At 60.7% G+C, this 13,754-nt stretch carries 11 protein-coding genes; 7 read left to right on the forward strand and 4 right to left on the reverse strand.

Annotated features, from left to right (window positions below; all coding sequences use genetic code 11):
• Positions 1-356, forward strand: a 356-nt coding sequence (locus QWZ03_RS10520; protein WP_290332671.1) for a DUF6265 family protein, incomplete at its 5' end; no start/stop codon positions are given.
• A gap of 61 nt (positions 357-417) precedes the next feature.
• On the opposite strand, the gene QWZ03_RS10525 is transcribed toward QWZ03_RS10520, so the two are convergent.
• Entirely contained in the window at positions 418-2,292 is a 1,875-nt protein-coding gene (locus QWZ03_RS10525; RefSeq protein WP_290332672.1) for a GGDEF domain-containing protein, read from the reverse strand.
• Positions 2,293-2,597: 305 nt separating this feature from the next.
• Between QWZ03_RS10525 and speB the strand changes: the two genes are divergently transcribed.
• The 3 genes from speB (at position 2,598) to QWZ03_RS10540 (ending at position 8,937) form a co-directional block, all read left to right on the forward strand.
• Positions 2,598-3,563, forward strand: a complete 966-nt coding sequence (speB, locus tag QWZ03_RS10530) for an agmatinase (protein ID WP_284196542.1) — start codon at positions 2,598-2,600, stop codon at positions 3,561-3,563.
• Positions 3,564-3,987: 424 nt separating this feature from the next.
• Positions 3,988-7,401 (forward strand): TonB-dependent receptor, encoded by a 3,414-nt coding sequence (locus tag QWZ03_RS10535; protein WP_290332673.1) that lies wholly within the window; start codon positions 3,988-3,990, stop codon positions 7,399-7,401.
• Positions 7,402-7,596: 195 nt separating this feature from the next.
• A complete protein-coding gene (locus QWZ03_RS10540) occupies positions 7,597-8,937 on the forward strand; it encodes an alkaline phosphatase D family protein (RefSeq protein ID WP_290332674.1) in 1,341 nt (446 codons plus the stop codon).
• Between the two features lie 64 nt (positions 8,938-9,001).
• On the opposite strand, the gene QWZ03_RS10545 is transcribed toward QWZ03_RS10540, so the two are convergent.
• The gene (locus QWZ03_RS10545) at positions 9,002-9,331 is read right to left on the reverse strand and encodes an antibiotic biosynthesis monooxygenase family protein (protein ID WP_290332675.1); all 330 of its coding nucleotides are present in this window, start codon (positions 9,329-9,331) and stop codon (positions 9,002-9,004) included.
• Positions 9,328-10,059 (reverse strand): CTP synthase C-terminal region-related (seleno)protein, encoded by a 732-nt coding sequence (locus QWZ03_RS10550; protein WP_290332676.1) that lies wholly within the window; start codon positions 10,057-10,059, stop codon positions 9,328-9,330. Before QWZ03_RS10550 ends, QWZ03_RS10545 begins: the two co-directional genes overlap by 4 nt.
• A 108-nt stretch (positions 10,060-10,167) precedes the next feature.
• Between QWZ03_RS10550 and QWZ03_RS10555 the strand changes: the two genes are divergently transcribed.
• From QWZ03_RS10555 to QWZ03_RS10565, 3 genes are all read left to right on the forward strand, one after another.
• Complete coding sequence (locus tag QWZ03_RS10555; RefSeq protein WP_290332677.1) at positions 10,168-11,052, forward strand: LysR family transcriptional regulator; 885 nt, start codon at positions 10,168-10,170, stop codon at positions 11,050-11,052.
• Positions 11,053-11,168: 116 nt separating this feature from the next.
• Positions 11,169-11,501: a hypothetical protein gene (locus QWZ03_RS10560; protein WP_290332678.1), complete on the forward strand. Its 333-nt coding sequence runs from the start codon at positions 11,169-11,171 to the stop codon at positions 11,499-11,501.
• Between the two features lie 60 nt (positions 11,502-11,561).
• Entirely contained in the window at positions 11,562-11,981 is a 420-nt protein-coding gene (locus QWZ03_RS10565; RefSeq protein ID WP_290332679.1) for a hypothetical protein, read from the forward strand.
• A gap of 6 nt (positions 11,982-11,987) precedes the next feature.
• On the opposite strand, the gene QWZ03_RS10570 is transcribed toward QWZ03_RS10565, so the two are convergent.
• The gene (locus QWZ03_RS10570) at positions 11,988-13,532 is read right to left on the reverse strand and encodes a methyl-accepting chemotaxis protein (RefSeq protein ID WP_290332681.1); all 1,545 of its coding nucleotides are present in this window, start codon (positions 13,530-13,532) and stop codon (positions 11,988-11,990) included.
• Positions 13,533-13,754: the final 222 nt, after the last annotated feature.

Below are 13,754 nucleotides of genomic sequence, written 5' to 3' on the forward strand. Positions count from 1 at the left end.
GTTCGGTCGAAATCTGGTCACAACCCGCGGGCGGCATGCTGCTGGGTGTATCGCGCATCGTGGCCAAGGGCCAGACGCGGGAGTTTGAATACCTGCGCATCCATGTGGCGGATGGTCAGTTGGCTTATACCGCCAAACCTTCCAACCAGGCTGAGACCACGTTCAAGTTGCTGAGGGCAGAGGGGCGTTCGCTGGTGTTCGAGAATCTGGCGCATGATTTTCCGCAGCGCATCCTGTACCGCCTGCAGCCTGATGGCAGTTTATTGGCCAGGATAGAGGGCCAGATCAAGGGGCAGGAAAAGTCGCGGGATTTTCCCATGACCCGTACGGCCTGTGAGGCGCCAGCAGCGTCTTGAGCCGCCTGACTTTCACCCATCTGTCTCGCCAGCCGGGCGGTGTGCTGCCGCTCTATCGTTTCTAGCTTGTCTCGCCGGGCCGGGCGATGACCAGTTGGTCGCGCCCCTGCTGCTTGGCCCGATACATGGCGGCATCTGCGCGTCGCATCAGGCGCTCGAAGCTTTCGCCAGGCTGGGCCTCGGCTGCGCCCATGCTGAAGGCTATGATCAGCTCGGCAGGCAGGTCTTCATGTTGCGCTTGAAGGTGTTGTCGCATGCGCTCGAACACCAGGGGGACTTCGCTGCTATGGGTGGCGGGCATGATCAGCAGCCATTCTTCGCCGCCCACCCGGCCCAGCCTGTCGCCGCGCCGTAGCGTGGGCTGGCAAACCTGGGCGAAGCGCCGCAGTACGGTGTCACCGACTTCGTGGCCGTAGCGGTCATTGATGGATTTGAAATGGTCCAGATCAATCACCGCCAATGAGAAGCGCAGGCCTTCTTCGCGGCAAGCCTGCAATTGTCGCTGGCCGTACGCTAGGATATGCCGGCGATTAGGTGCGCCAGTCAGTTCATCATGCATGGCGAGGGCCGCATAGCGCTGCTTCTGCCTGACCTGCCGCAGCAATACAAAGGCCAGTGTGGCAATGGCGATGACGCTGCAAAGCAAGCCCAGCAGCAATAGCAGACGGCGGCTTTTGCCTGCTTCCAGTTCGGCGGCCTGGCGGCGGCGTTCGGATTTCAGCAGAGCGTTGTCGGCCTCCTTGCGCTCGCTGTCGAACCGCGCCTGCATCTCGGTGGTCAGCTTGCGGTTGAACTGTTCGTCATTGGCCTTGTTCGCCTGTATCCAGGCTTCCAGCTCGGCCAGCGCCTCCCGGTAGCGGCTTTGCTGCTTGTAGACCAGGCTGCTGGTTTTGTGCAGCATCAGCTTGCGGGGGGCGGTGGGGTTCTGCTTGAAGATAGCCTCGGCCTCGGCCATCGCCGCCATGGCGGCACGGACATCACGCCCCGCCAGTGCTTCGGCTCGCGCCAACTGAGTGCCAAACAGCATGTCTTGAAGGTGGGTGCGGCGGAATTCCTGCAAGGCGAGGTCAAGCTGCTGCAACGCGGCATCAGTTCGCCCTTGCTTCAGGTCGATGGCACCCAACCTGAAGCGGGCATAGGCTACGCCGGTCGCATCATTCAGCGCTTCGGAGTGAGCCAGCGCTTCGCGCAAGGTATCGCCAGCTTCCTGCCACCGCTCCAGGCGCAACAGGCTGACGCCGATATTGTATTGCCGTACCGACAAGGCGTGGCGATCCCGCGCCGGGTTCAGGCCCACCAGGCTGCGGCGGTAATAGTCCACCGCCTGGCCCTCATCCCCCAGCGTGCTGTAGGCATTGCCGATATCGTTGAGTACGCCGCTGACGTCTGCCGTCAGCTTGAGGCTATCGAACAGGGCGTGGGCGCGAAACAGCAGCGGCAATACCTCGTTGAACCGACTCTCACCTTGCAGCAACCGGGCTTTTTCCTGCAGGGCAGAGGCCAGTTCGCGCTGCCGCTTGTTGCGTTCGGCCAAGCTGATGGCAGCGTCGAGATCCCTCATGGCCTCGGCTTGTTTGCCGCTTTGTGCCAGCAAGCGCCCACGTAGCGACAACATGGTGGACTCACTGCCGGCCTGGTTCAGCTCACGTGCGAGCATCAGGCCGCGTGCCAGCACGATATCCAGATCGGTATAGTGCTCCATCTGGGCCGAGGTGATGGCCAGCAGGCGCAGCGCTGCCAATTCCTCCTGCTTGTCGCCATTGGCCTGTAGTTCGCGGCTCAGCTTGAGCGTTTCCTCGCGAACCTTGATGGGGTCGTCGGCCGCACGCTGTTCCATGGCGGCCCAATCCACACCGCCTTGTACCCCAAGGCTGGCAAGGGTAAGCAGGCCGGCAAGAAGGTAGTCCAGACAGTGTTGGCTGCGTTGATAGGGCATGGTTGCAGGGTGAGGGGGCACACACTAACCATATGACACTCGATGCGGGCTTGCTGGTGCGAATCTGCTTGCCATGCCAGCGCGGTATGCGTGCCGATGCCGATCAGGGAAATTGAGCTTTCGGGGCGTACCCTTTAAGCTTCGCCTGCGGGCCTTGTCGGCCTGCGCAGCCTTCACGCGTCGGCTGTTGAAAGATGGATGGGAGTCGTCGGCGGAGTGCCAAACACTCGTACGGCGCATGGGTGCTGCCAGTGTCCGCTTCCCTATGCACAGGACCGGCAATACCCTTATCGGAGAGATGTTGCATGACCCAACCGATCTACGGCGACGGCGCTATTCGTCGCGATGGCCTTTATGGTTCCAGTATCGAGAATACCTATGCTGGCGTACTCAGCTTCATGCGCCGCAAATACACCCGCGATCTGACCGGTGCGGATGTGGTGATCAGCGGCGTGCCGCTGGATCTGGCGGTGACCTTCCGCCCCGGCGCCAGACTCGGCCCTGCGGCAGTGCGTGCCGCCAGCGTACAACTGGCCGAACTCAAGCCTTTTCCATGGGGTTTTGACCCGTTCGATGACCTTGCCGTGATTGACTACGGCGATTGCTGGTTTGATGCCCATAACCCGCTCACCATCACGCCTAGCATTGTCGAACATGCCCGTACCATCTTGGCCAGCGGCGCCAAGATGCTGACCTTTGGCGGCGATCACTACATCACCTACCCCTTGCTGAAGGCCCATGCCGAGAAGTTTGGCAAACCCCTGAGCCTGATCCACTTCGATGCCCATTGCGATACCTGGGCGGACGATAGCCCGGACAGCTTGAACCACGGCACCATGTTCTACAAGGCGATCAAGGACGGCCTGATCGACCCCAAGCGTTCAGTGCAGGTGGGTATACGGACCTGGAATGACGACTTCATGGGCATGAACGTGCTGGATGCACCCTGGGTGCATGCCAACGGCGCGCAGGCTACCCTGGACCGTATTATCGAGATCGTGGGCGACAATCCGACCTACCTGACCTTTGATATCGACTGCCTGGACCCCGCCTTTGCACCAGGCACCGGCACCCCGGTGCCGGCAGGCCTCAGCAGTGCACAGGCCTTGCACATCATACGTGGCATGGAGCCGGTGAAGCTGATAGGCATGGATGTGGTGGAGGTCTCGCCGCCGTTTGACCAGAGCGAAATCACAGCATTGGCAGCAGCCCATATTGCAGCTGATTTACTCTGCGTGCTGCGAAATCAGAAGCTCAAGGGCCGTTTCTAAGCCTTGGGGCAGACGAAGTGACAAGAGGGCGGCCTTGGGCTGCCCTTTTTTGTTGCGCTACGGCTTGACGAGGCGGGTATTGACAGAAGGGCTTGACTCCAAGCCTCTGTATTCAAAACAAAATTCAGGTTTGTAATCTGCGTGTTTTTTGCAACATTTTACGAGTGGCGCATTTTTGCAACGAATTGGCTGTTTTAGAGTGAACGCTTTAATTCAAATGGTTGAAACAAAATAGGTTTTCAAAAAATAGCGGCGTGTTTTCATGCGACGCGGGTAAGTGCGCTTCGCTTCGGGCGATAAGCTTATGCGGAAATGAAGTGATTTTGTAACAAATGGTAACGAGAATGCCGGGGTCTCGCCGCAATCAGCTTACACGAAACTTTCGTGTGAGTGCGGCTGCTATTTTTTAAACCAGGGCTAGAACATGTTTCCTTTCAACAATTTCTCGCGTACCGCCGTCAGTCTGGCAGTTGCCGCGTTGGTAGCGCCGGCATTGGCGCAGAATACCTCTTCCTCGGTGACCGGCCTGGTGACCGGTGCCGATGGCAAGCCGGTTGCCGGCGCACAGGTGGTAATCAAGCACATGGAGTCCGGCTCCACTGCGACGGCCACCTCCGGCGCAGATGGCCGCTATGTGGCGCGTGGTTTGCGTGTGGGCGGCCCCTACACCATCGTCATCAGCAAGGACGGCGCCAGCGAGAAGGCGGACGATATCGTGCTGCCCCTGGCTGAAACCTTCAACCACAGCGTGACTCTGGGCAAATCGGGCGCCGAAGAAATCAAGGTGACCGGCCGTAGCCGCTCCAGCAAGTTCAGCTCGTCCTCCATGGGCGCGACCACCAATATCAGCCGCCGCGATCTGGAAGCCCAAGCCTCCATCCAGCGTAACCTGCAAGACTATGCCCGGGCTGACCCACGCCTGTCGCAGTCCGACAAGGAGCGCGGTGAGATCTCGGCCGGTGGCCAGAACAGCCGCTACAACTCGGTGACCATTGATGGCGTGACCATCAACGACACCTTTGGCCTTGAAGCCAATAACATGCCGACGGCCAAGCAGCCGATCTCGATCGATGCCATCCAGTCGGTGCAGGTCAATATCTCCAATTACGATGTGTCGCAGACCGGCTACACCGGCGCCAACATCAATGCAGTGACCAAGTCGGGGACCAACGAGTTCCACGGCAGCGCCTACTATGTGTACCGCGATGAGAATGGCGCCGGTGATCGTTACAACCGCAGCAATGACAGCTATACCAAGGCACCGGGCTTTGATGAAACGACAACCGGCTTTACCTTGGGGGGCCCCATCATCAAGGACAAGCTGTTCTTCTTTGCCAACTACGAAGAGATGGAAAGCAGCCGTTCCTCGCCCGACTTCGGCCCGCTGGGCAGCGGCCTGAACAATGTCGGTATCACTCCGGCCACCATCAATGCAGTGCAGGAACTGAGCCGCAGCCAGTACGGCATGGAGATCGGCGGCTGGGAAGCACCCACCGGTACCAAGCTGAAGGTCAAGGACAGCTTGTTGAAGCTGGACTGGAACATCAACGACGACCACCGCGCCAGCTTCCGCTACACCAAGACCGAGCAGAGCGAACCGTTCTACAACAACTTCGGCACCCGCTCGCTGTCGCTGTCCTCGCACTGGTATACCCAGGAGAAGGTTATTGAGACCACGGTGGGCCAATGGTTCGCCAAGTGGACGCCGGATTTCTCTACCGAATTCAAGCTGTCGCAGCGCGACTATGACAGCGTGCCCAACAAGAACAGCGAACTGCCCGCTATCAAGCTTGATTACGCTGGTGCCTTACCTGCCGGTTCGCCTGATGGCGTAGCGGGTGGTACCCGCTCGCTCAACTTTGGTACCGAGCGCAGCCGCCAGTTCAACGAACTGCGTACCAAGACCCTGGATACCTATGTCGGTGCCAACTGGCAGCTGGGTGAGCATGAAGTCAAGTTCGGTATGGACTACACCGATAACGACATCTTCAATGCCTTCCTGCAGAACGTGAATGGTGATTACACTTTCTCCTGTGTGAACAGCAGCGCTACCTATACCTATAGCTTGGGCGCAGTCAATTGCTCGCGCGATTCGGCTGAGCGAGTTGCTGCCGCTGTGCTGGAGAACTACCGCATTGGCCGCCCAAGCTCTTATCAGGTGCAGGCCCCGTTGGCTGGCCGTACCCGTGCGGATGGCGCTGCCAAGTTCACCGTGCAGAACACCGGCCTGTTTGCCCAGGATACCTGGAAGATAGACCGCAACCTGAGCTTGGTCTACGGCCTGCGTCTTGACCGGCAGGGTTTGCCGGATACACCGCTGGCTAACCCCAATGTGGCCAAGCCCATGGTGGCAGGCAATGTGGCTGGCAATGTGCGCCAAACCGGCGGTTTCGGTGTGGACAACACCTACACCATGGACGGTGAAGTACTGGTGCAGCCGCGCGTCGGCTTCAACCTGAAGCTCGACAACGCCCGCCCTACTCAGTTGCGTGGCGGTTTTGGCCTGTTCCAAGGCGCTGCTGCCAATGTATGGATGGGCAACCCCTATGCCAATAGCGGTATGGCAACCCAGATTGTGGGTTGCGGTATCTCCGGCTTTGCTGCCTGCCCGACCTCGGGCGGCGTGTTCAGCGCTGACCCCAACAATCAGCGCACCAACTTTACCGGCGCGGTGCCGGCAGTCAATGTGGATCTGATCGAAGACGGCCTGACCCAGCCTTCGGTGTGGAAAGCCAACTTGGCGTTCGACCATGAATTGCCATGGGGTGGTCTGGTACTGGGGGCTGAGTGGGTCTATACCAACACCCGTACTGGCATCTACTACCGCAACCTGAACCTGGGTGCGCCTACCGCCACCGGTAAGGATGGCCGTGAGCTGTACTACAACGCCCAGGGCTACAACCCCAACTGCTGGCGTGATGACGGTAGCAGCAACACCTCGGCGACGGGCTGTAATGGCCTGCGTGCCAAGGCGCTGAGCAATGAGAAGTTCAACAATGTGCTGATGGCCAGCAGCACCAGCAAGGGTAGCGGCAACGCGACCACGCTGTCGCTGAGCCAGCCGGCACGCGGTGGCCTGGGCTGGTCGCTGGCCTTCACCCGTACTTCGGCCACGGAAGTGAGCCCGCTGAATTCGTCCACCTCGGGCTCAAACTTTGCTGGGCGCTCCATCTTCAATCCTAATGAAGAAGTGGCCGCCAACTCGGCCTACCTGACCCGTGACCGTGTCAATGCTTCGCTGAACTGGGAGCGCAGCCTGTTCGGCGGCCTCAAGACCAGCGTTGGCCTGTTCTACGAAGGCCGCAAGGGCAAGCCCTACAGCTGGACCTTCAAGAACGACTTGAACGGTGATGGCCTGGCCGGTAATGACTTGATGTATATCCCGTCGCGCCCTGGCTCGGGTGAGGTGGTATTCCTTGGTGATACGGCCACCAGCCACACCAATGAAGAGCGCTTCTGGAATGTGGTGAACCAACACCAGGAGCTGCGCAATTCGACCGGCAAGGCCACCCGTCGCAATGGCAGCTTCTCGCCCTTCGTCAACAGCTTTGACCTGCGCGTCAAGCAGGAGCTGTTTGCCTTCAGCAAGCACCACAAGGCTTCGTTGACGCTGGACTTCCTCAACGTCGCCAATATGCTGAACAAGCGTTGGGGTCGTATTGATGAAGTGGGTTTCCAGACCAATGGCGGACAGGCGCGCAGCTTCGTCAACTATGTCGGTATGGACGCACAAGGTCGCTACGTGTACGCCATGGACGATGTGGAGAACCTGGTGACTCGCCAATCCAAGGGTGAGTCGCAGTGGGCGGTACAGGGCACGCTGCGCTACGAGTTCTAATCGTCGCAGCAAAGCCCAAGCTGGCGCCGCAGACCGCAAGGTCTGTGGCGCTTGTTCCATTTATGGGGGGCTTCCATCCGGCCTGGTTTTGTTTCACGCTTCCGGTCTGTCACGAAGTGGGCAAGGCAGACCTGCCGTATGTCCCCTTAGGCCCCCGCAGCGCGCTGCGCTGCTCTTGGTATGAGGTTGAAACGCATGCTGAAATCCCTGTATTCCCTGGCATTGGCCAGCCTGCTGGCAGCACCTGCCTACGCAGCCGAGCTGACCGCCGGACCCATGGCTGGGCCACCCACGCTGCGTGGTGTGACGCTCTGGCTACAAGCCGATGGTGCCAGCCGCGCCACCGTAGAGTACTGGCCCGAGGGCACCCAGGGCGCCAAGCGCCGTACTGCGCCATTGGCCCTGACGGCCGAGGCGCAATATGCCGGCCATATCACCGTGTTCGGGCTGGAGCCGGGCCGTCGTTACAGCTACCGGGTGGTCCTGAACGACAAGCCGGCGGCGGGCGGTAAGGTCTATGGCTTTGCTACCCAGGCGCTGTGGCAGTGGCGCACCGACGCGCCGGATTTCACCGTGCTGGCGGGCTCCTGCAACTATGGCAACGAGCCAGGCTATGACCGGCCGGGTAAGCCCTATGGTGATCGCCACCTGAGCATCTTCAAGACCATGGCGGCGCAAAAGCCGGATCTGACTGTGTGGCTGGGCGACAATCTGTATTACCGCGAGGTTGATTACGATAGCCCGGCGGGCATGGCCTATCGCTGGCAGCGCGACCGCAGCCAGGGTTATCTGCAGGAAATCCTGCAGGTGGGCGGCCATGCAGCTATCTGGGATGACCATGACTACGGCCCCAATGACAGCAACAAGAGCTTTGTCTTCAAGGGCGAGGCGCTCAAGCTGCAGCAGCGCTACTGGGCCAACCCCAGCTACGGCCTGCCGGATGTGCCGGGGGCTTTCAGTACCTTCAGCTACAACGATGCCGATTTCTTTTTGCTGGATAACCGCTGGTATCGCGATGACTATCGCCTGACCGACAGCAACCGCGCCATGTTCGGCCCAGCCCAGATGAACTGGCTGAAGAATGCCCTGTTGGCCTCCACTGCGCCATTCAAGGTGATTGCCGGCGGTAGCCAGATGCTGGGCAGGAGCCCGCGCGGGGATAGCTGGGTGGATTACCCAGCCGAGCGGGAGGACTTTCTGAAGTTTCTGGCTGATGCAAAGATAGACGGCGTGATCTTTCTGTCAGGCGATGTCCATCGTAGCGAGCTGGGCAAGCTGGAGCGGCCGGGCAGCTATCCGCTGCATGATTTGACTTGCTCGGCACTGACCTCGGGCGTGTATGCTGACGAGAAGCTGCGTAACCGTCCTGGCGTGGTGCCGGGTACCGTGGTCATGGGCGAACGCAATTTCTGCCAGCTGCGCTTTGAGGGCAGCAAGAAGGAGCGCCGGCTGGTGCTGAAGGTGATCAACGACTTGGGCGAGCAAAAATGGGAGCAGGTGCTGGAAGCACAGGCCTTGCGTCATCCCAAGTCCTGATGGTGTAGTGGCATGAATAGGCCAACAGCCAGGGCGATGCCCTGGCTGTTGGCCTATGGGCACACTATGCCGGCGAGGCCAATTCTGTTCCATAGGCCCGGTCCACCCTGGCAACCCGCACGCTGAACGCGGCATACCACTGCGCCCGGCCACGTTGCCGTGCCTGGGTGTGCTCCGCGTTTCGGCGCCAGTCGGCGATGGCGGCCTCGCTTTCCCAGTACGACACGGTAATGCCGTTGCCATCGGCATCACGTACCGATTCCAGTCCCAGAAAGCCCGCTTGCTGGCTGGCGAGCCTGACCATGGCCTCGGCGGTGGCGGCGTAGTCATGGTCGCCATCGTTGCGTCGACTGCTGAAGATCACGGCATAGTAGGGTGGGGTAGTGGCGATCATGCGGGCTGCCCCGCGTGCTGTGCCTGCTTGAGCTGGCAGGCACGCACAAATGCGGAGACCAGCGCCGGCAGGCGTCCTTGCAGTGCGCCACGCTCGGCCTGGAACAGGGTGGCAATATAGAAGGGGTGATTGGTCAATTCGACGGCCCGTACCTCGCCCGCAGCATCATGCGCCACCGCGACCAGCGGCCCCGCCAGTAGGCTGGCTTGCAGGGCTGGGTTGATGCCATAGCGGCAGTGGTAGCTTTCCAGTGCATGGGGGGTGCCGTAGGCAGCAGCCAGCCGGCTACCCGCTCGCAGTTGTACCAGGCCGGTCTCTTCGACCAAGGCGCAGCTCAAGGGGCTGATGACTGCCAGCTCAGCCATGGGTGCCGTCTCGGCATGTTCTGCCGCATGCCAGCCCAGTACATGCCGGGCGTACTCCAGCACGGCGTGTTGAAAGCCGCCACAGGTACCGAGAAACGGTGTGCCGGTTTCGCGGGCGTGGCGTATTGCGGTCAGTGCGCCTGCCGTGCTGCGGTAGGGGCTGGCGGGTACGCACCAAATGCCGGCATAGCCGTCCAGATCGCTGGCCTGGCGCAGTGTGTCGGTGGGCAACCAGACGGGGGCCAGATCACAGTCCAGTGCCAATGCAGCCAGTTCGAGCGCTCGGGGAATGGCCTGGTGGGCGAGAACCTGGCCATGGTAGTCGCCTACCAGGGCAATGCGGAGGGGCGGGGTATGCAACATGGCTTGTCCTTGAGAAAACGCCGCTTGCCAGCGTGATGTGGCCCACTCTATATTTGCGTGGGTGCAATGAATATTGGCGTATATGCAAAAAGAGATTGCGAATGTGCAATGCAGGTGAGTCATGACGACCTGATGCTGGTGTTGGCGCTGGTGCGCGGCGGCACCTTGGCCAGGGCGGCAGCATTACTGCAGGTGGATGTGACCACGGTGTTCAGGGGCATACGCCGGCTGGAGCAAGGCCTGGGTAGCAGCCTGTTCGAGAAAGGCCGATCGGGCTACCTGCCGGGGCAGATGGCCCTGCGTTTGGCCGAGCAGGCAGAGCGGGCCGAGCAGGCGTTGGCGGCGGCCCAGCTGGCAGTACTGCAGGAGAGGGATATCGTCAGTGGTACGGTGCGGCTGACCTGTACCGATACCGTCTTGCATGGATTACTACAAGCAGCGCTGGCGCGCTTTATGCCGAAGTATCCGGCGCTGAGGCTGGAGTTGATTGCCTCCAACGATTTTGCCAATCTGAGCCGGCACGAGGCCGATGTGGCGCTACGCCTGACCCGTACACCTCCCGAGCATCTGGTGGGCCGCTGCCTGGGCGAGGTGCCCTATCAGCTATGCGGACATGCCGATTATCTGCGTGCCCAAGGTGACAGGCCTTGGCCGGAGATGGACTGGATAGCACCGGATGACTTCTTACCTGACCACGCGTCCGTCCAATGGCGGCGCCAGCACTACCCAGGCGTGCAGCCGCGGTTTCACTGCAACAGCCTGCTGTCGGCCGCCAGTCTGGCGCGCGCGGGCCTGGGCCTGACCGTGCTGCCGGGTTTTCTGATCGCGCAGGACCTGCAAGCATTGACGCCGCCATTGCCCGGCTGCACGACTCAGCTTTGGCTGCTGACACGGCAGGATTGCCGGGCGCTGCGCTCGGTATCGGTGCTGATGGAAGCCTTGGCTGAGCACATGGTACTTTCCTACCACCATCTGGTGGTCAATCGCCACTGACATGGTTGTTTGGGTGTCGTTGGCACAGCTGGGCAGAACGGCTAGGCTGGGGTAACGGCACCAAGCAGGCGGTCTTGGGCTATGACGATGCGATGCCTAGCTTGGAGAGGCGCCATATGCGCAAGCTGGAACCGGAAGAAAGGCTGTCCACCCCGCCGAAACCCTTGCCGACTGAGGGGCGCGTCCTGCTTGGTGTGCTAGTGGGTGGTTTGGGTGTGTTCATCATGCTGCTGTACTGGGGTGTTGTGCCCTGGCGGCCATCCCGGTACTGCACCGCGATTTTCTGTGACCCTTACCATTGGCAGGTCTTGAGTCTGGGTGTGGGGTTCTTCTGTGTTGGTTTGTGCTTTCTCATTCCCCGCCGCTGGCAGGTGCTTGGCCGCTTGGCAAGTTGGGGCGTGTTGCTTGGCTTCCTTGTCGGCATCGTTGGGGCTTTCTTGTTTGAATGATCGCTGCCGGGCTTGACTGGCAGGTGCTACGCTAGGGTCTTGTGATGGATGGAGCCTCTCATGAATCACCCCCACCCGCTGATCAGCCGCGGCCTGCTTTTGGCGGGCGCGTATAACATACTGGGCGTTCTGGTTTTCTCTGCTGGGTTTAGCAATGCCGGCTTGAGCGAGCCGGACCCCGAGGTGTTCTCCACATTGGGGCTCTTTGCCATCATGCTGTGGGGGGCGGCCTATGCCTCCATCTGGCGCCAGTATGGGCAGGTGCCATGGCTGCTGCTGGTGTTTGGCGTCGAGAAGCTGCTTTATCTGGGCAACTGGTTGCTGTGGCTGTCCAACAATGGGGCAGATTTGCCGGTACTGTTTGCCCAGGCGCCGTTGACCGGGATGTTCTATGCCGTCTATGGTGCGGGGGATGGCCTGTTCGCTGTGTTCTTCTTCTATGCGGCTTATCTGGTACTGCGCGGCGCCAAGCGGGTTTGATGATGCTCAGGATGGTTTGTCCGTCAGCTTGAAGCGCAGCAGCAAGGCATGCAGGTCGTCTGCACGTGCATGCAACTGATGGGCAATGGCGGAGAGTTCCTCCGAGGCCGAGGCGTTTTGCTGCGCGCCTTGTGACAGCTGGCCCAGGGCAGTTTGCGTCTGTTGCAGGCTGCCACGTTGTTCGCTGGTATCTTGGGCAATGGCGGAAACCAGCTTGGCGGTCTCCTGGCTTTCTGGCACCAGTTCGTCCAGCACCTTGCCGGCGGATGCTGCCTGCTCCACGCTATGTTCAGCCAGTTCGCCTATCTCGCGGGCGGCCTTCTGGCTGTGTTCGGCCAGCCGGCGTACCTCACCCGCGACCACAGCAAAGCCCTTGCCCGCGGCCCCTGCGCGGGCGGCCTCTATGGCGGCATTCAATGCCAGCATATTGGTCTGGTAGGCAATCTCGTCGATAACCTTGATCCTGTCGGCAATGGCGCGGATGGCCTCCAGGCTTTGGCGCACGGCATCACCCCCGCTCTGTGCTACCTCGGCTGTGCGCAGACCAATACGTGCGGCCATCTGTGCCTGGTCATCGCTGTGCTGCGAGGTGCTGCCGATCTCGGCAATGGCGGCGCTGGTCTGCTCCAGACTGGCGGCCTGCTCGCTGGTGGCGCTGCCTACCATGGAGGCGGCTGCGCCCACCTGGCTGGCGGCGTCGGCCAGTTGCTCTGCCGATTCTCTGACCTCCAGCAGCAGGCCGTTGAGCGTCGTCTGCATGTCCTGCATGGCTGCCAGCAGGCTGGAGCCCAGTCGCTGCCCGGGCGAGCCGATCTGCTGGCTCAGGTCGCCTGCGGCGATGGCATGCGCCACGCGCGCTGCATAGGCAGGCTCGCCACCCAATAGCTGAAACAGCCAGCGACCTATCCAGACCAGCAGCAGGCTGATGCCTGTTGCACCCAGCAGTGCCCACCAGAAGTATTGCATCCTGGCTGCTGCCGCGCTGCCGGCGATATCCCGCCGACCCTGCTCAAGCTGCTGGTTGAAGCGGGCTTCCTCCCTGCTGACCAGTTCAAACAAACGTTGGGTCAGGGCACGGTCAACACCGACCAGTTGTTGATCCAGCAACTGCCCATTGAATGGCTGGGCGGGATCCTGGGCTTGCAAGGCCTGCAGGTAGCGTGCCTCTACGCTGCGCTGGCTGCTGATCAACTGCTGGATGGTGGCTGCCTCGCGTCCCTGATTGCGCCAACGTTCCTCCAGGAGTGCCAGCAGCTTGCGGGTCTGCTCGCCTTCCTGCATCAGTTGGCGGCGGTAACGTTCCAGCATCTGCGGGTCGCTACCCCTGAGCAGGATGTTCTTCCACTCCTGCACCTGAATCTTGAAATGCACATGGGCGTTCTCGAGCAGCAGCAAGCTTTCGTTGGCGGCCAGGTTGCGTGCCAGGCTGGCATCGATGGTGGCGGACAGGCTGCGCATATGCCATAGGGCCAGGCCCAACAGACCGCAGGCCAGCAGGCTGACGCAAAGGCCAACCAGCCAGAAGCGCCGGCGTAAGGAGGGAGACTGCATGATGGCGACCTGACGGGAATATTTAATCAGTCTGGCAAACGCTGGCGCGAAGGCAAGGCTTTCCTGTTCTTTGCATGCATGCAACACCTTGTGACATTGCGATGGGAGTTTGTGTCGGAAGGCACTGAAAAGTCAGCAAAAAATTAATCCTCGCGCATGCTGATTTGATAACCAAATCAGCCGTGCGGGTGGCGGCCTACCGTACTTGTGCCAGGCAACCTG

It is taken from the genome of Chitinimonas viridis (assembly GCF_030409555.1).
GTDB classification, from domain to species: domain Bacteria; phylum Pseudomonadota; class Gammaproteobacteria; order Burkholderiales; family Chitinimonadaceae; genus Chitinimonas; species Chitinimonas viridis.

Bases quoted from the DNA above. Each gene is read 5' to 3' on its own strand.
- QWZ03_RS10525 (WP_290332672.1), bottom strand. From the start codon at position 2,292: ATGCCCTATCAACGCAGCCAACACTGTCTGGACTACCTTCTTGCCGGC.
- speB (WP_284196542.1), top strand. From the start codon at position 2,598: ATGACCCAACCGATCTACGGCGACGGCGCTATTCGTCGCGATGGCCTT.
- QWZ03_RS10535 (WP_290332673.1), top strand. From the start codon at position 3,988: ATGTTTCCTTTCAACAATTTCTCGCGTACCGCCGTCAGTCTGGCAGTT.
- QWZ03_RS10540 (WP_290332674.1), top strand. From the start codon at position 7,597: ATGCTGAAATCCCTGTATTCCCTGGCATTGGCCAGCCTGCTGGCAGCA.
- QWZ03_RS10545 (WP_290332675.1), bottom strand. From the start codon at position 9,331: ATGATCGCCACTACCCCACCCTACTATGCCGTGATCTTCAGCAGTCGA.
- QWZ03_RS10550 (WP_290332676.1), bottom strand. From the start codon at position 10,059: ATGTTGCATACCCCGCCCCTCCGCATTGCCCTGGTAGGCGACTACCAT.
- QWZ03_RS10555 (WP_290332677.1), top strand. From the start codon at position 10,168: ATGCAGGTGAGTCATGACGACCTGATGCTGGTGTTGGCGCTGGTGCGC.
- QWZ03_RS10560 (WP_290332678.1), top strand. From the start codon at position 11,169: ATGCGCAAGCTGGAACCGGAAGAAAGGCTGTCCACCCCGCCGAAACCC.
- QWZ03_RS10565 (WP_290332679.1), top strand. From the start codon at position 11,562: ATGAATCACCCCCACCCGCTGATCAGCCGCGGCCTGCTTTTGGCGGGC.
- QWZ03_RS10570 (WP_290332681.1), bottom strand. From the start codon at position 13,532: ATGCAGTCTCCCTCCTTACGCCGGCGCTTCTGGCTGGTTGGCCTTTGC.